General features: G+C 72.4%; 13 protein-coding genes. 10 read left to right on the top strand and 3 right to left on the bottom strand.

Features of this window, described 5'->3' with window-relative positions; genetic code table 11:
* Window positions 1-179: 179 nt before the first annotated feature.
* Window positions 180-560 (top strand): MGMT family protein, encoded by a 381-nt coding sequence (locus ABZ434_RS20880; RefSeq protein WP_359138745.1) that lies wholly within the window; start codon window positions 180-182, stop codon window positions 558-560.
* 220 nt (window positions 561-780) lie between these two features.
* Window positions 781-4,119, top strand: coding sequence for an ATP-dependent DNA helicase (locus ABZ434_RS20875; RefSeq protein WP_359138742.1), 3,339 nt, complete (start codon window positions 781-783; stop codon window positions 4,117-4,119).
* A 24-nt stretch (window positions 4,120-4,143) separates the two neighbouring features.
* Here the strand turns inward: ABZ434_RS20875 and ABZ434_RS20870 are convergent, their stop codons facing one another.
* Window positions 4,144-5,049: an SAM-dependent methyltransferase gene (locus ABZ434_RS20870; RefSeq protein WP_359138739.1), complete on the bottom strand. Its 906-nt coding sequence runs from the start codon at window positions 5,047-5,049 to the stop codon at window positions 4,144-4,146.
* A 153-nt stretch (window positions 5,050-5,202) separates the two neighbouring features.
* On the opposite strand from ABZ434_RS20870, the gene ABZ434_RS20865 reads away from it, so the two are divergent.
* Genes ABZ434_RS20865 through nudC form a run of 3 tightly spaced genes read left to right on the top strand, consistent with a single transcriptional unit; the run spans window position 5,203 to window position 11,013 of the window.
* Window positions 5,203-8,619: an ATP-dependent DNA helicase gene (locus tag ABZ434_RS20865; RefSeq protein WP_359138736.1), complete on the top strand. Its 3,417-nt coding sequence runs from the start codon at window positions 5,203-5,205 to the stop codon at window positions 8,617-8,619.
* 10 nt (window positions 8,620-8,629) lie between these two features.
* Entirely contained in the window at window positions 8,630-10,024 is a 1,395-nt protein-coding gene (locus ABZ434_RS20860; protein WP_359138733.1) for a dipeptidase, read from the top strand.
* A gap of 44 nt (window positions 10,025-10,068) precedes the next feature.
* On the top strand, window positions 10,069-11,013 hold the full coding sequence (gene nudC, locus ABZ434_RS20855) for an NAD(+) diphosphatase (RefSeq protein WP_359138730.1): 945 nt from the start codon (window positions 10,069-10,071) through the stop codon (window positions 11,011-11,013).
* 288 nt (window positions 11,014-11,301) lie between these two features.
* Here the strand turns inward: nudC and ABZ434_RS20850 are convergent, their stop codons facing one another.
* Window positions 11,302-11,544 (bottom strand): mycoredoxin, encoded by a 243-nt coding sequence (locus tag ABZ434_RS20850; protein ID WP_359138728.1) that lies wholly within the window; start codon window positions 11,542-11,544, stop codon window positions 11,302-11,304.
* A gap of 227 nt (window positions 11,545-11,771) precedes the next feature.
* On the opposite strand from ABZ434_RS20850, the gene ABZ434_RS20845 reads away from it, so the two are divergent.
* The 5 genes from ABZ434_RS20845 to ABZ434_RS20825 all read left to right on the top strand — a co-directional run bounded on the left by ABZ434_RS20845 (window position 11,772) and on the right by ABZ434_RS20825 (window position 15,845).
* Complete coding sequence (locus ABZ434_RS20845) at window positions 11,772-14,021, top strand: ATP-dependent DNA helicase UvrD2 (protein WP_359138725.1); 2,250 nt, start codon at window positions 11,772-11,774, stop codon at window positions 14,019-14,021.
* Window positions 14,022-14,186: 165 nt separating this feature from the next.
* Window positions 14,187-14,519, top strand: coding sequence for a hypothetical protein (locus ABZ434_RS20840; protein WP_359138723.1), 333 nt, complete (start codon window positions 14,187-14,189; stop codon window positions 14,517-14,519).
* Between the two features lie 172 nt (window positions 14,520-14,691).
* Entirely contained in the window at window positions 14,692-15,060 is a 369-nt protein-coding gene (locus ABZ434_RS20835) for a WhiB family transcriptional regulator (RefSeq protein WP_093549938.1), read from the top strand.
* A 32-nt stretch (window positions 15,061-15,092) separates the two neighbouring features.
* The gene (locus ABZ434_RS20830) at window positions 15,093-15,416 is read left to right on the top strand and encodes a hypothetical protein (RefSeq protein ID WP_359138893.1); all 324 of its coding nucleotides are present in this window, start codon (window positions 15,093-15,095) and stop codon (window positions 15,414-15,416) included.
* Between the two features lie 225 nt (window positions 15,417-15,641).
* Complete coding sequence (locus ABZ434_RS20825; RefSeq protein ID WP_359138719.1) at window positions 15,642-15,845, top strand: hypothetical protein; 204 nt, start codon at window positions 15,642-15,644, stop codon at window positions 15,843-15,845.
* Window positions 15,846-15,885: 40 nt separating this feature from the next.
* On the opposite strand, the gene ABZ434_RS20820 is transcribed toward ABZ434_RS20825, so the two are convergent.
* On the bottom strand, window positions 15,886-17,385 hold the full coding sequence (locus tag ABZ434_RS20820) for an AarF/ABC1/UbiB kinase family protein (protein ID WP_359138716.1): 1,500 nt from the start codon (window positions 17,383-17,385) through the stop codon (window positions 15,886-15,888).
* Window positions 17,386-17,418 lie beyond the last annotated feature (33 nt).

The raw sequence follows: 17,418 nt of genomic DNA, 5'->3' as shown, positions 1-17,418 counted from the left end.
TATCACCGGTCACCGCCCGGATGATGGTGGCACGGCCGGCGGGCGGAGGGGGGCATCAGGGTGGGATGCGCGACCGCGCGATGCGCAAGATACGCCCCATCCCCTTCGCGTGCACACTCCGTGTGCGACCGGACACGGCACGGGCCGGACTGTCGGCGGCGTACGGCAGGATGGGCCGGATGAGCGAACACCCGACGAGTGACGCGCTGCCGGAGTACGCGGAGCGCGTGCTCGACGTCGCCGAACTGATCCCGCCCGGCCGCGTCATGACCTACGGCGACATCGCGGAGTGGCTGGGGGACGGCGGACCGCGCCAGGTCGGCCGGGTCATGGCGCTGTACGGGAGCGCGGTGCCGTGGTGGCGCGTGGTGCGCGCCGACGGCGCGCTGCTGCCCGGCCACGAACTGCGTGCGCTGGATCACTACCGCGAGGAGAGCACCCCCCTGCGCGAGGCCTCGCGGGCCGCCGGGGGCCATGTTCCGCGTCTGGACATGCGGCGTGCACGGTGGGACGGCGGCGCGGGCCAGGGGGGCGACGACGGCGGGGGAGCTCACACCTGACAGCTTCCGCCATTCGGCGGCACATCGGGCGGAGCCGGGCCCGTGCGACCTGCTGGAAGCGTGAAGCGGAGGCCGTGACCGGCCGGCGTGCCCGGCGGAACGTGACGATCCACGCACCCGTCCCGCCCCGATCGGGGGCCTCGCGGGAGTAGCGTCGTCAGTTCGCGGCCCGCGCCGCGCCCTCACCTCCAGCACACCCACCAGGACCGGCGATCCCAACGTGAGCTCCTCCTCCACCACCCGGAACAGTCCGCACCGTCAGGCACGGCGTCGGACCACGGGCGCGTACCGGCTGGTGCGTACCCTGCCGGGCTCCGTGGATCCCCCTCTCCTGGACGCGGCGCAGCGGGCGGTGGTTGACCACACCGGCGGCCCGCTGCTGGTCCTCGCGGGCCCCGGGACCGGCAAGACCACCACGCTCGTCGAAGCGGTCGCCGCCCGTGTCGCCAGGGGCGGCGACCCGGCCCGCATCCTGGTCCTCACCTTCAGCCGCAAGGCCGCCGTGGAGCTGCGCGACCGGATGGCCGCCCGGCTCGGGGCCGTACGAGGACCGCAGGCCACCACGTTCCACTCCTTCTGTTACGCCCTGGTGCGCGCCCATCAGGACGCCGACCTCTTCGCGGACCCGCTGCGGCTGCTCTCCGGCCCGGAGCAGGACGTCACCGTCCGCGATCTGCTGGCCGGCCAGCTCGACCTGGAGAAGGAGGGCCACGACCACATTCGCTGGCCCGACGAACTGCGGGCCTGCCTGACCACGCGCGGCTTCGCCGACGAGGTGCGGGCCGTGCTCGCCCGCAGCCGCGAGCTGGGCCTCGGCCCGGACGCCCTGGCCGACTTCGCCCGGCGCACCGGCCGGCCCGACTGGGGAGCGGCCGCCGCGTTCCTCGCCGAGTACCTGGACGTACTGGACGCCCAGGGGGTGCTGGACTACGCGGAACTCGTCCACCGCGCCGTGCTGCTCGCGGAGAGCCCCGAGGTCTCGGGGCTGCTGGCCGGCAGTTACGACACCGTGTTCGTCGACGAGTACCAGGACACCGACCCGGCGCAGGTACGGCTGCTGCACGCGCTGGCCGGGAACCGGGGGAGCACCCCGGGCGGCGGCGGCGGCCGGAACCTGATCGCGTTCGGCGACCCGGACCAGTCGATCTACGCGTTCCGGGGCGCCGATGTGAACGGCATCCTCGACTTCCCGGAAATCTTCCGGCGCGCGGACGGTGCCCCGGCCCCGGTCGGCGTCCTCACCACCTCACGCCGCTCCGGCGACCGGCTGCTCGCCGCCACCCGGCTCCTGACCCGCCGGATGCCCCTCACCCGGCTGCCGTCGGCCAAGGTCCGCGCCCACCGGGAGCTCGGCGCGGTCCGCGAGGGCGGCAGCGTCGAGACGTACACCTACCCCACCGCGTCCACCGAGCTCGACAACATCGCCGACCTGCTGCGCCGGGCGCATCTGGAGGACGGGGTGCCGTGGCACGAGATGGCCGTCCTGGTCCGGGCCGGCGGCCGCACCATCCCCGCCGTCCGCCGGGCACTGACCTCGGCCGGCGTGCCGCTGGAGGTCGACGGCGACGACCTGCCGCTGCGCCACGAACCGGCGGTGGCCCCGCTGCTGACCGCCCTGCGCACGGTGGCCACGGCGGCGCTCCGCCGGGCGGCGGCCGAGGGGGAGGAGCCTGCCGGGGCCCCCTCCTGGCTCGACACCGAGACCGCCCTGGCCCTCCTCGCCTCGCCCCTCGGTTCCATGGACGCCGCCGACCTGCGCCGGCTCGGCCGGGCCCTGCGCGACGAGGAGCGCGCCGCCGGCAACCGCGTGCCCGCGCCCTCCGGCGAACTGCTCGCCCGTGCGCTCGCCGAACCGGAGCGGCTGGTGACGCACGACCCGGCGTACGCCCGCGGCGCCCAGCGCCTCGGCGCGCTGCTGGGCACGGCGCGCGAGCTCCTCGAAGCCGGCGGCACCGCCGAGGAGGCCCTGTGGGCGCTGTGGTCCGGCACCCCCTGGCCTGCCAGGCTGGAGCGCGCCGCGCTGCGCGGGGGCGCGGGCGGTCGCAACGCCGACCGTGACCTCGATGCCGTCTGCGCCCTCTTCGACACCGCGGCCCGGGCGGAGGAGCGCACCGGCGGCCGCGGCGCGCTCAACTTCCTGGAGGAGGTCGACGCCCAGGACATCGCCGCCGACACCCTCTCCCGGCGCTCCGTGCGGCCCGAGGCGGTACGGCTGATGACCGCGCACCGGTCCAAGGGCCTGGAGTGGCGCCTGGTCGTCGTCGCCGGAGTACAGGAAGGCCTCTGGCCCGACCTGCGCCGTCGTGGCTCGCTGCTCGAAGCGGACCGGATCGGCCGTGACGGCCTCGCCGAACCCCTCACTCCCGGCGCCCTTCTCGCCGAGGAGCGCCGGCTGTTCTACGTGGCGGCGACCCGCGCCCGCGAGCGACTGATCGTCACCGCGGTCAAGGCGCCCGCCGACGACGGCGACCAGCCGTCCCGTTTCCTCACCGAGCTCGGCGTCGAACCACGCGACGTCACCGGCCGCCCGCGCCGCCCGCTCGCCGTCGCCGCCCTCGTCGCCGAGCTGCGCGCCACCACCGTCGACCCGGCGGCTTCCGACGCGCTGCGCGAGGAGGCCGCCCACCGCCTCGCCCGCCTCGCCGCCCTCAGCGACGACGAGGGGCAGCCGCTCGTGCCGTCGGCCCATCCCTACCGGTGGTGGGGCCTGTACGAGCCGACCCGCTCGGCCGTCCCGCTGCGCGACCGGGACCAGCCCGTCGCCCTGTCCGGCAGCGCGCTCGACCAGCTCGCCAACACCTGCGCGCTCCAGTGGTTCCTGGGCCGGGAGGTGAAGGCCGACGCCCCGGCGACCGCGGCCCAGGGCTTCGGCAACGTCGTCCACGTCCTGGCCGACGAAGTGGCCTCCGGCCGGACGCCGGCCGACCTGGCCGTTCTCATGGAGCGGCTCGACTCGGTCTGGGACGGGCTGGTCTTCGACGCGCCCTGGAAGTCGCAGCAGGAGAAGGAGCAGGCCCGCATCGCCCTCGAACGCTTCCTGCGCTGGCACGTCATGGACCGCACCGGCCGCACCCCGGCCGCCAGTGAGCACGACTTCGACGTGACGCTGGAGGCAGGCGAGTACGAGGTGCGCATCCGCGGCTCCATGGACCGTGTCGAACGTGACGCCGACGGCCGGGCCTACGTCGTCGACTTCAAGACCGGCAAGCAGTCCCCGACGAAGGACGAGGTCGCCCGCCACCCCCAGCTCGCCGTGTACCAGCTGGCCGTCCGGGAGGGCGCGGTCGACGAGGTCTTCGACGGCACGCGTCCCGAGTCCGGGGGTGCCGAACTCGTACAGCTGCGCCAGCCCGCCCCCCGGAAGGAGGGCGGTGACGCGGTACCCAAGGTGCAGGCCCAGCAGCCGCCCGAGACCGAATGGGTCTCCGATCTGCTGGCCACCGCTGCGGGCCGGGTCCTGGACGAACGGTTCACCCCCTCCACGGGCCAGCACTGCACCCACTGCACCTTCAGGGCCTCGTGCAGCGCGCAGCCGGAGGGCCGGCACGTCCTGGACTGAGCCGGATCGGACCCGCCGGGGCCGTCAGGGCTTGCGGGCCACCACCCCGTACACACTGACGTCGGCGTCGGTGACGTCGTTGATCCCCTGGTAACGCGTCCGGTCCAGCGCGTCCAGCCCTGCCACGAACTCCGGATCCGGGTCCTGGGACTCGGGCAGGTCGACGACCTGCTCGGGCCGCCAGCGGTGCACCGGGACGACACCGGGGTCGAGCATCTCCAGCCCGTTGTCCGTCACGAAACGCCCGACCTGCGCGTGCGAACGGCGGACCATCGCGAAACCGCGCTCCTTGAACGACCTCGTGATCTGCCCGACCTGCTCGGGGTTCAGGTCCGAGCTGACATTGCTCAGTACGAGGAGACTGCCCGGCGCCAACGCGTCGAGGAGCTGCTCGACGATCGGGTAGGCCTCGTCGTCCTCGATGAAGTGGAGGACGGCGGCGAGGACGAGGGCGACGGGCCGGTCGAGGTCGAGGGTGCGGCGGGCGGCCTCGAGGATCCGGGCGGGGTCGCGCAGGTCCGCCTCGACGTAGTCGGTGCGGCCCTCGGGACCGCTGGTGAGCAGGGCCTGCGCGTGGACGAGGACGACCGGGTCGTTGTCGGCGTACACCACGCGCGCGTCGGGGGCGATCGCCTGGGCGATCTGGTGCACGTTCTGCTGGGTCGGCAGCCCGGTCCCGACATCCAGGAACTGCCGGATGCCGGCCTTCGCGGCGAGCGTCACCGCCCGCCGCATGAAGTCCCGGTTGTGCCGCACGGTGAGGTACGCGCGCGGATTGGCGGCCAGGGCCGTGGCAGCGGCCTCGCGGTCGGCCGGGTAGTTGTCCTTGCCGCCGAGGAAGACGTCGTAGACCCGTGCCGGGTGCGCCTTCGTGGTGTCGATGCGCTTCCTGAGGTCCGCGGCGTCAGGGGCGGGTGCTTCGGCGCTCATGTGACCGTCCTCGTAAGGCTGTTGATGAGACAAGCAGTCAATTTAGACGGTCTGTCGCCGCTTGTGCGCCGTCAGGACAGGGGCAGGGGCCCTCACCCCGGCCGACCCTCACGGCTTCGTGGGTTGTCGGTCCTGCCGGTTAGCCTCTGTGGAGTGTCCTCACGTATCACCGATCCCGAGCAGCTCAAGGAGCTGCTGGGGATCCCCTTCACCCCGGAGCAGACGGCGTGCATCATCGCGCCGCCCGCCCCACAGGTGATCGTCGCCGGGGCCGGGTCGGGGAAGACCACGGTGATGGCGGCGCGCGTGGTGTGGCTGGTCGGGACCGGTCAGGTCGCCCCCGAGCAGGTCCTCGGGCTCACCTTCACCAACAAGGCGGCGGGCGAGCTCGCCGAACGCGTCCGCAAGGCCCTGATCGCCGCCGGCGTCACCGACCCGGACATCATCGACCCGGACAACCCCCCGGGTGAGCCCGGCATCTCCACGTACCACGCCTTCGCCGGCCGGCTCCTCACCGAGCACGGGCTGCGGATAGGACTCGAACCCACTACGCGCCTCCTCGCCGACGCCACCCGCTACCAGCTCGCCGCCCGCGTCCTGCGCGAGGCGCCCGGCTCCTACCCGGCCCTGACCAGGTCCTTTCCCACCCTGGTCAGTGATCTGCTGGCCCTCGACGCGGAGCTCGCCGAGCACCTCGTGCGCCCCGGACAGCTCGCGGAGTACGACACCGAGCTGCTCCGCACCCTGGAGACCGCCAAGCTCAGCAACGCGGAACTGCGCACGATCCCCGAGACCGCCGAGGCCCGCCGTGAGCTGCTCTCCCTGGCCCGGCGCTACCGGGAGGCGAAGCGGAGCCGCGACCTCCTCGACTTCGGTGACCAGATCGCCCTCTCCGCCCAGCTCGCCCTCACCCGCCCCGAGGTCGGCGCGATCCTGCGCGAGGAGTACCGCGTCGTCCTGCTCGACGAGTACCAGGACACCTCCGTCGCCCAGCGCCTCCTGCTCTCCGCCCTCTTCGGCAGCGGCCCCGACGGCGTCGCGTCCGGACACGCCGTCACCGCCGTCGGAGACCCCTGCCAGGCCATCTACGGCTGGCGCGGCGCCTCCGTCGCCAACCTCGACGACTTCCCGAGCCACTTCCCGCACACCGACGGCACCCCGGCCGCCCGCTACTCCCTCAGCGAGAACCGCCGCAGCGGCGGCCGCCTCCTCCACCTCGCCAACGGGCTCGCCGCCCCCCTGCGCGCCATGCACGAGGGCGTCGAGGCCCTGCGCCCCGCCCCGGGCGCCGAGCGCGACGGCCTCGTCCGCTGCGCCCTGCTGCGCACCCACGCCGAGGAGCTCGACTGGCTCGCCGACTCGATCGCCCACCTCGTGCGCACCGGCAAGGCCCCGGGCGAGATCGCGGTCCTGTGCCGCACCGCGGGCGACTTCCCCGAGATCCAGGCCGCGCTCGTCGCCCGGGACATCCCCGTCGAGGTCGTCGGCCTCTCCGGGCTGCTCCACCTCCCCGAGGTCGCCGACCTCGTGGCCGTCTGCGAGGTCCTCCAGGACCCGGGGGCCAACGCCTCCCTGGTCCGGCTGCTCACCGGCCCCCGCTGGCGGATCGGCCCCCGGGACCTGGCCCTGCTCGGCCGCCGCGCCCGCCTCCTCGTCCACCGCGCAGCCCGCGCGGACGACGACGGCTTCGACCCCGACCGCCGGCTCGCCGAGGCCGTCGAGGGCATCGACCCGGCCGAGGTGATCTCGCTCGCCGACGCCCTGGACACCTTCCTCGACTCCGGTGGCGAACAGGACGACCGCCTGCCGTTCTCCGCCGAGGCCCGCATCCGCTTCGCCCGCCTCGCCACCGAACTGCGCGACCTGCGCCGCTCGCTCTCCGACCCTCTGATGGACGTCCTGCACCGGGTCCTCGCCACCACCGGCCTGGAGGTCGAGCTCTCGGCCTCGCCCCAGGCCCTGGCGGCCCGCCGCCGCGAGACCCTCGCCAACTTCCTCGACGTCGCAGCCCGGTTCGCCGCCGTCGACGGAGAAGCGACGCTGCTCGCCTTCCTCGGCTTCCTGCGCACCGCCGCGCAGTACGAGAAGGGCCTGGACAACGCGCTGCCCGGCGGAGAGAACACCGTCAAGGTCCTGACCGCCCACAAGTCCAAGGGCCTGGAGTGGGACGTCGTCGCCGTGCCCGGCCTGGTCGCCGGCCAGTTCCCCAGCGGCAGGTCCCGGGAGGCCTGGACCTCCCAGCCCCAGGTCCTGCCGCACGCCCTGCGCGGCGACACGGCCACGCTGCCCGTCCTCCACTCCTTCGACGCCAAGGGGCTCAAGGGCTTCAAGGAGGAGATGAAGGAGCACCAGCACACCGAGGAGCTCCGCCTCGGCTACGTCACCTTCACCCGGCCCCGCACCCTGCTGCTCGGCTCCGGCCACTGGTGGGGGCCGAGCCAGAAGAAGCCGCGCGGCCCGTCCGCCTTCCTGCACGCGCTGTACGAGCACTGCGCGGCCGGACACGGAGAGATCGAGGCGTGGGCGGACGAGCCCGCCGAGGACGAGGAGAACCCGGCCCTCGGCGAGGCCACGGCCGACCACGCCTGGCCGCTGCCCCTCGACGGCGCCGCGCTCGCCCGCCGCCGGGCCGCCGCCGACACGGTCATGGCTCACCTTGAGGCGCTTGCCACGGCGCCGCCGCACCCTTCGGACGGGCCTCACGTCGAGGAGGTCTTCGCGGACGACGAGCCGTTCCCGGACGACGAGCCGTTTCCCGAGGACGACCCCTTCCTGGACGAGGCCCCCTTCCCCGACGACGGCCTGCCCCGGACCCCCGTCGCCCCGCACGTCCCGGCGGCCCGCGCCCCCGAGCACCTCCCCGCACGCCTCACCCCCGAGGAGTCCCGCACCCTCGCCTCCTGGGACCGCGACCTCGACGCCCTCGCCGGAGAGCTGCGCCGGGCCCGCGCCACGGTGCGCGACGTCCTCGTACCCGCCTCGCTCTCCGCCACCCAGCTGCTGCGCCTCGCCGACGACCCCGACGGCTTCGCCCAGGAACTGGCCCGCCCCATGCCCCGCCCCCCGCAGCCCGCCGCCCGCCGGGGCACCCGCTTCCACGCCTGGGTCGAGTCCCGCTTCGAGGAGCTGCCGCTGCCCATGCTCGGCCCCGACGAGCTGCCCGGCGGTGACGGGAGCGACGCAGACATCGCGGACGAGCGCGATCTCGCCGAGCTCAAGGAGGCCTTCGAGCGCACCCCGTACGCCCGCCGCACCCCCTACCGCGTCGAGACGCCGTTCCAGATCACCCTCGCCGGCCGGGTGATCCGGGGCCGTATCGACGCGGTGTACCGCACGGGGAACACGTACGAGATCGTCGACTGGAAGACCAGCCGCACGAACACCGCCGACCCCCTCCAGCTCGCCGTCTACCGGCTGGCCTGGGCCGAGCTGCACGGGCTGCCGCTCACCGACGTCACGGCCACCTTCCTCTTCGTGCGCAGCGGCGAGAGCGTCCGCCCCGCCCGCCTCCCGGGCCGCCCGGAACTGGAGCGCATCCTCCTGGACGAGCCACCTCCCACGGACGGATAAGCTGAAGGTCATGAGCGACACCCCGGACAGCGCCGTCCGTACGTACACCGAGCAGCACCGCGCACCCTTCCTCGACGACCTCGCCGAGTGGCTGCGCATCCCGTCCGTATCCGCGCAGCCGGAGCACGACGGGGATGTACGGCGCAGCGCCGCCTGGCTGTCCGCCAAGCTGAAGGAGACCGGTTTCCCGGTCACCGAGATCTGGGAGACGGACGGTGCGCCCGCCGTCTTCGCCGAGTGGCCCTCCGACGACCCGGACGCCCCCACGGTCCTCGTGTACGGGCACCACGACGTGCAGCCCGCCGCCCGCGAGGACGGCTGGGACACCGACCCCTTCGAACCGGTGATCCGGGACGGCCGGATGTACGGGCGTGGCGCCGCCGACGACAAGGGGCAGGTGTTCTTCCACACCCTCGGGGTCCGGGCCCACCTCGCCACCACCGGCCGCACCACCCCCGCCGTCCATCTCAAACTCCTGGTCGAGGGTGAGGAGGAGTCCGGCTCCCCGCACTTCCGCGCCCTCGTCGAGCAGCGGGCCGCCCGGCTCACCGCGGACGCCGTGATCGTCTCCGACACCGGCATGTGGGACGAGACGACCCCGACCGTCTGCACCGGCATGCGAGGCCTCGCCGAGTGCGAGATCGAGCTGCACGGGCCGGAGCAGGACATCCACTCCGGATCGTTCGGCGGCGCCGTCCCCAACCCCGCCACGGAGATCGCCCGCCTCGTCGCGGCCCTCCACGACACCGACGGCCGGGTCGCCGTCCCCGGCTTCTACGACGGCGTCGCCGAACTCACCGACACCGAACGCGCCCTCTTCGCCGAGCTGCCCTTCGACGAGGCCACCTGGCTGCGCACCGCCAGGTCCGGGGCCGCGTCGGGCGAGGCCGGCTACTCCACGCTGGAGCGCATCTGGGCCCGCCCCACCGCCGAGGTCAACGGGATCGGCGGCGGCTACCAGGGCGCCGGAAGCAAGACGGTCATCCCGTCCTCCGCGCTCGTCAAGATCAGCTTCCGCCTGGTCGCCGGCCAGGACCCCGACCACGTCCAGAAGGCCGTCCGGGCCTGGGCCGAGGACCGCATCCCGGCCGGCATCCGCCACCGGATCACCTTCCTCCCCGCCACCCGCCCCTGCCTCACGCCGCTGGACCACCCCGCGCTTCAGGCCGTGGCCCGCGCGATGGGACGGGCCTTCGGCCAGAAGATCCTCTTCACCCGTGAAGGAGGCTCGGGACCCGCCGCCGACCTGCAGGACGTGCTCGGCGCACCCGTGCTCTTCCTGGGCATCTCCGTACCGTCCGACGGCTGGCACGCCCCCAACGAGAAGGTCGAACTCGACCTGCTGCTCAAGGGCGTGGAGACCACCGCCCACCTCTGGGGCGAACTGGCAGCCGCACTCCGCTGAATCCTCTGAACACCCGATCCATCCCGGGGGAGTAGGAAGCACCTGTGAGCACCTTCGACAACGCCACCACGGACCGGCCCATCGGTCTGACCGCGCCGAGCGGCATCGACCGCGCGGCGCACCACCGCCTCGACGAGGCCTGGCTGGCCGCCGCGTGGAGCCACCCGACGACCCGGGTCTTCGTCGTGTCCGGCGGGCAGGTGCTGATCGACGACACCGCCGACGGCACCGAACTCGTGATGACCCCCGCCTTCGAGGCGCCGGTCACCGAGACCCACCGCTACTTCCTCGGTACCGACGAGGACGGCGTCAGCTACTTCGCCCTCCAGAAGGACTCGCTGCCGGGCCGCATGGACCAGTCCGCCCGCCCGGCGGGCCTGCGCGAGGCGGGCCTGCTCCTGGGCGCCCGCGACGCCGGCCTGATGGTGCACGCGGTGGCACTGGAGAACTGGCAGCGGCTGCACCGCTTCTGCTCGCGCTGCGGCGAACGCACGGTCATCGCGGCGGCCGGCCACATCCGCCGCTGCCAGGCCTGCGGCGCCGAGCACTACCCGCGTACCGACCCGGCGGTCATCATGCTCGTCACCGACGACCAGGACCGCGCACTGCTGGGCCGCCAGGTCCACTGGCCCGAGGGCCGGTTCTCCACACTGGCCGGCTTCGTCGAGCCGGGCGAGTCCATCGAGCAGTCCGTGGCCCGCGAGGTGTTCGAGGAAGCGGGCATCACGGTCGGCGAGGTCGACTACGTCGCCAGCCAGCCCTGGCCCTTTCCCTCCAGCCTGATGCTCGGTTTCATGGCACGGGCCACGACGTTCGACATCAACGTCGACGGCGAGGAGATCGAGGAGGCCCGCTGGTTCTCCCGCGAGGAGCTGACGGCCGCCTTCGAGTCGGGCGAGATCCTGCCGCCGTTCGGCATCTCGATCGCTGCCCGCCTGATCGAGATCTGGTACGGCAAGCCGCTCCCGAAGCCGGTCCGCGCGAGTTGATCCGGCAGTCGGCAGTCGGCAGTCGGCAGTCGGCAGTCGGCAGTCGATAGTCGGTTTGTGCGGGCGGGGCCGGTGTCTGGCTTGGCGAGCGGTCAGCGCGAGCTGACGCGGCAGCGGGCAATCGGCGGTCGGACGGCACGATCACCGAGGACGAGACGGCCGGCGCGACCCTGGGCGGAGCGCAGCACCGGTCGCGCCGACGCGAGGGCCGCGTCGCGCGGGTGCGGGCATACACGAAGACCCCCGATCCGGCGCCGGGCCGGTCGGGGGTCGTGTCCGTGCTGCGGGTCAGGCGCCCAGTGCCTGCTTCACCTGGGCCAGGCTCGGGTTCGTCAAGGTCGAGCCGTTCGGGAAGAGGACGGTAGGCACCGTCTGATTCCCGCCATTCGCCTTCTCGACGAAGGCCGCCGACTCCGGGTCCTGCTCGATGTTGATCTCGGTGTACGCGATGCCCTCGCGGTCCATCTGGCCCTTGAGCCGACGGCAGTAGCCGCACCACGTGGTGCTGTACATCGTCACAGTGCCCGGCATGTCTTCGCGCTCCTCTGTCTCATCGGTCACGGCAATCCCGTCACGTCCCGTCGTGGTCTCTTCCGTCACACCCGTCCATCACGACGGGGTCACACGGAGAATCCGGGACGTGCGTTGCCGCACGGAAGGGGAACGTACGTGACCTGGCCACCATTCCCGGGGCCGCCCCCACGTCGGCCGGGAACCCTCGGCAGGGGGCCGCTCCCCCCTTCGTATTAGTACGACAGATGCGGCACCCCTGTGGACAACTTCCGCGGCCGCCCCTTTCGACCTGGCAGCATGGCGGGGTGACATCAGCAACGCATTCCACCCTCTTCCCCCAGGTCCCCGACACCGCCGACGCCGTCCTCGACGGGCTCGACCCCGAGCAGCGCGAGGTCGCCGTGGCCCTGCAGGGCCCGGTATGCGTGCTGGCCGGAGCCGGTACGGGCAAGACGCGGGCCATCACGCACCGCATCGCGTACGGGGTGCGCGCGGGGATACTCCAGCCGACGAGTGTGCTTGCCGTCACGTTCACCAACCGTGCCGCCGGCGAGATGCGCGGGCGCCTGCGCCAGCTCGGAGCCGGCGGGGTGCAGGCGCGTACCTTCCACTCCGCGGCGCTGCGGCAGCTCCAGTACTTCTGGCCGAAAGCAGTCGGTGGCGATCTGCCCCGGCTGGTGGAGCGCAAGGTCCAGCTGGTCGCCGAGGCGGCGGCCCGCTGCCGCATCCGGCTCGACCGCAATGAGCTGCGCGATGTCACGAGCGAGATCGAGTGGGCCAAGGTCACCCAGACCGTGCCCGCCGACTATCCGGCCGTGGTCGCCAAGTCCCAGCGGGACGCCCCGCGCGATCCCGCCGAGATCTCCCAGGTCTACGCGATGTACGAGCAGCTGAAGCGGGACCGCACGGTGATCGACTTCGAGGACGTGCTGCTCCTCACCGTCGGCATCCTGCAGGACCGCCACGACATCGCCGATCACGTCCGCCGTCAGTACCAGCATTTCGTCGTCGACGAGTACCAGGACGTGAGCCCGCTCCAGCAGCGGCTCCTCGATCTCTGGCTCGGCGACCGGGACAACCTCTGCGTCGTCGGCGACGCAAGCCAGACGATCTACTCCTTCACCGGAGCCACGCCCGACCACCTGCTCAACTTCCGCACCCGCCACCCACGGGCCACGGTGGTCAAGCTCGTCCGGGACTACCGCTCCACGCCCCAGGTCGTCCATCTGGCCAACGGGCTGCTCACGCAGGCCCGCGGGCGGGCCGCCGAGCACCGGCTCGAACTGGTCTCGCAGCGCGAGTCCGGCCCGGAACCCGCCTACCTGGAGTACGCGGACGAACCAGCCGAGGCCGAGGGCACCGCCCGCCGTATCCGGGATCTGATCGCCGCCGGAGTCCCGGCCGGTGAGATCGCCGTGCTCTACCGGGTCAACTCCCAGTCCGAGGTCTACGAGCAGGCCCTCGCGGACGCGGGCGTGCCCTATCAGCTCCGGGGCGCGGAGCGGTTCTTCGACCGCCCGGAGGTGCGGGAGGCGGGTGTCGCCCTGCGCGGGGCTGCCCGGGCCGGGGGCAACGACTCCCTGCTGGACGATGCGGAGGGGCTGCCGTCCGAGGTGCGGGCGGTGCTCTCCACCAAGGGCTGGAGCAGCGAGCCGCCCACAGGATCGGGGGCAGTGCGCGACCGCTGGGAGTCCCTGGCCGCTCTCGTCCGGCTGGCCGAGGACTTCGAACAGGCCAGGCCGGGTGCGACCCTGTCCGACCTGGTCGCCGAACTGGACGAGCGGGCTGCCGCGCAGCACGCCCCCACGGTCCAGGGCGTCACGCTGGCCTCGCTCCACTCGGCGAAGGGCCTCGAGTGGGACGCCGTGTTCCTGGTCGGGCTGACCGAGGGCATGATGCCGATCACCTACGCCAAGACGGACGAACAGATCGAGGAGGAGCGCCGGCTGCTCTATGTCGGTGTCACCAGGGCCCGTTTCCACCTCTCCCTGTCGTGGTCGCTGGCGCGCTCACCCGGTGGCCGGGCGGGCCGCCGGCCGAGCCGGTTCCTGAGCGGGCTGCGCCCCGGCTCCGCGGCACCCGGGGGCCGGGCGACGGCGGGCGGCAGCGGCGGCATCGAGCGCCCGGCCGCGGTCCGGCGCAAGAGGCGCGGGCCCGCACTGTGCCGGGTCTGCGGCAAGACACTGACGGACGCCGGCGAGATGAAGCTGATGCGCTGCGACGACTGCCCGTCGGACATGGACGAGGCGTTGTACGAGCGGCTGCGCGACTGGCGCGCGGCGCGGGCGCAGGACATCGGCCAGCCCGCGTACTGCGTGTTCACCGACAAGACGCTGATGGCGATCGCCGAGTCGGTGCCCGGCACGGAGGGCGAACTGGCCGGGATCTCCGGGGTCGGCGCGCGGAAGTTGGGCCGGTTCGGCGCCGCCGTGCTGGACATCTGCGCAGGTGGGGACGGGGTTGAGGGCCCCGGAGCGGCCGACGAGGAGATGTGAGAAAAACTCGTCGAAAAAATAGTTTGCGCCCGCCCCAGTCATCACCATAGGTTCTTAACCACGGGAACAGCGACTTCTCTGAAGCCCTGACCCTGTGCTGTACTTATCCGAATACGCAGGACCGGCTCGACCGGTCCCCAGAGACGCCGAGAGGAGGCGATTGAAGTGATCAGCATCATCGAGACCAACAAAATGACCGATCTCTCGGTCGTCTCCGCCTGCTCGCTCGGCCTCGCCCGCTCTTCGGCTTCCTCGCTTCGTGGCACCGGTATGTCCGGCATTTCTGCCGTCAGCCCTCTGTCTCTGGCAAGCCTTCCTGTGCGGGAGCGCAATGAGCGACCGACCCAGGCACCGGCAGCAGCAGTAGCGAAGGGACAGGCCCAGGCCTATGCCTTTGCGGCCGTCGGTGCGGGAGCGGAAGCCGGAGCCAAGAAGACGACGCACCACCACACGATGTGGGCCTTCCGTGGGCCTGAACCCTGGAGTGATCCAGTCTGATCGACGATCGGACCGGCGCCTTCAGGGCCGCGGAACCCCACTCGGGATCCGCGGCCCTTTTGTTTTGTCCGAACGGACGAGACAGCACGAAGGAGCCTCGGGACAAGCAAGAACTGGTACCAGCCGCCCCCGGCCAACAGGCCGGAAACAACCAGACGAGGACACCACCACCGTGCAACTCGAAGCGCACGCCCCGTCCGTCCCGCCTTCCGACACGATCCCCCCGCCCGGCCTCACGGAGGACTCCACCTTGATCCCCCTCACTGCGCTCACCGCGCTCGACGACGCCATCGAGAACCTCGGCGTGCCCGTCCCCTGCCGCTCCTACGACCCCGAGGTCTTCTTCGCCGAGTCGCCGGCCGACGTCGAGTACGCCAAGTCCCTCTGCCGCACCTGTCCGCTCGTCGAGGCCTGCCTCGCCGGCGCCAAGGAGCGCCGCGAGCCCTGGGGCGTCTGGGGTGGCGAGCTCTTCATCCAGGGCGTCGTCGTCGCTCGCAAGCGGCCGCGTGGCCGTCCGCGCAAGAACCCGGTCGCGGCGTGACCGCCGACCTGGGGGTCATGGCCCCCAAGCCCATGAAACGCATCGGAACCATCGACCGTCCCCTGACCCACGACCCCCGAAACCAGGCACCAATGACCATCCCCACGAGGGAGCCCGTCGGCTCCGCGACACCGGACGTCACCATCATCGGCGCGAACGACTCGCGTCAGAACAGGACCCGTGAGATGCAACTCATCCCAGAAGCCCTGGCTCGTGCGCATATGCACGACCGCCTGCGGGAAGCCGAAGCGGAACGTCAGGCCGTGCGCCTGATCACCGCGCGGCGGATGCAGCGCAGGGCCGAGCGCGCCTCTCTGCGCGCCCGCCGCGCGCTGGCCATGGCGGTCATGCACTGAACCCAGCAGGACCGCACGCCGGCAGTATCCGCCGGGGGGCAGCCGCTCTCTGCTCCCCGGCAAGCAGGACCCACATCCGTACCCCTACCGCGGGGCCGGTCCACTCGGACCGGCCCCGCGGTCGTGTCCGGGCCGGTCCCGCTGAGCCCCCGCTGACGCCGCCGGAGCAGCCGGAGCCGTCGGCGGTGCCGCGCCGGAACGGCGCCGCGGAGTTATCGTCACGGGGTGGACGAGCAGACCCGTCGCCCCGGAGCGGGCGGCACCGATGACGTCGTATGCGCCCTGTGCGGGGCCCGGTCCGGGAGCGAGAACGCTCCGCCGACCTGGCTCTGTTCCATGGAGAACGGCAGTCGCCGCTACTTCTGTGACGACTGCGCCCGCACCCACATCAGGGCCATCGAAGGCCGCCTCGACTCCGCCCGGTGGTGAATGACGCAAGACCCCACGCGGGGTGTCCGGCGCGGAGCCGCTACGTCATGTCCGCTCCGGCCGCGGCCTCCTCCACGGGCGCTTCCTCCGCCACCTCGTACTCATCGGCTGTGCCCTCTTCCCGAGGAGTCTCCGTCTCCGCCTCCTCGTCCGGCGCCAGGAACCCCGGAAGCCAGCACTCCAGTTCCTCGCGCAGCCGGACCGTGGCGCCGAGCTGGCACAGCACGCCGATCGTGCTCAGCGTCACCCGGTGTATGAGCAGGTAGGAGGGCGGCAGATTCAGCTGCTTGCCCAGCTGGTGGGCGGGAGAGCGCGGGTCCGCTATGCGGGCGGCCTGATTGCGCATCCAGCTCCGGCTGAAGGTGAACTCCTCCACCTCGGCGGGTTCGATGATCGGGAGCAGATAGTCGAGTACCGCGTCCGGTGCGAGCTCGATCGAGTCCTTGACGAACCCTTCCTCACGCAGCAGTTCGTACACGGAGTCCGCATCTCCCTGGAGCGTCAGACGCAAGGAGTCCCCGATGGTCTGCGGCAGCCCGCCCGGCAACCGGTCCACCGTGCCGAAGTCCAGTACCCCCAGGCGCCACTGAGCCGCACCGGCGTCCGCACCTGAATCCGCGGCATCGTCCTGATCAACTTCGCTGTCCGTCGCAAAGGACGGGTCTGCGGGGAGCAGGCGGAAATTGCCCGGGTGCGGGTCCGCGTGCAGCAACCCGGTGCGCGCGGGCCCGGAGAACAGGAACCTGGCCAGCAGTTGCCCGGCCCGGTCCCGCTGCTCGGGGGTCCCCCCGGCGATCACATCTGCCAGCGGCACCCCGTCGATCCATTCGGTGACCAGCACCTGATCGGCCTGGTGGACCACCCCGGGGACCACGACATCGGGGTCGTCCGCGAACTCCTCCGCGTGCTCCCGCTGCGACCGCGCCTCCTGCTCGTAGTCCAGTTCCTCCGACACCCGGTCCCGCATCTCCGTGATGAGCGGCTTGATGTCCATGCCGGGGACCAGCGGGCCGAGCAGCCTGGCGAACCGGCTGAGCTGTGTGAGATCCGAGAGCAGTGCCTCACCCGCGCCCGGGTACTGCACCTTCACGGCCACGTCCCGGCCGTCGTGCCACACCGCCCGGTGCACCTGCCCGATCGAGGCGGCGGCCGACGGCTTGTCCTCGAATTCCAGGAACAGTTCCTGCCAGTCCTCGCCGAGCCGTTCCGCCAGCACTGCGTGCACCGTGGCGGTGGGCAGGGGAGGGGCTGCCTCCTGCAGTTTCGTCAGGGCGGCGCGGTAGGGGCCCGCGACCTCCTCCGGCAGGGCGGACTCGAAGACGGACAGTGCCTGTCCGAGCTTCATGGCCCCGCCCTTCAGCTCGCCCAGCACCTTGAAGAGCTGATCGGCGGTGCGCTGCTGGACCTCGCGGGCCACCAGCTCCGCGGACTTCCCGCCGATGCGCTTTCCCAGACCCCACGTGGCCCGGCCGGCGAACCCCAAAGGCAGCGTGGCCAGCTTGGCAGTTCGAGTGACCGCCTTCCGGGGAAGATCAGACATATGCCCCTCCAAAACCCAGACTGCCGCGCTGCG

The organism is Streptomyces sp. NPDC005761 (assembly GCF_040630635.1).
Lineage (GTDB): Bacteria > Actinomycetota > Actinomycetes > Streptomycetales > Streptomycetaceae > Streptomyces.
Note: the sequence above shows the minus strand (reverse complement) of the source record. Positions and strands in the feature narration are given on the sequence as shown.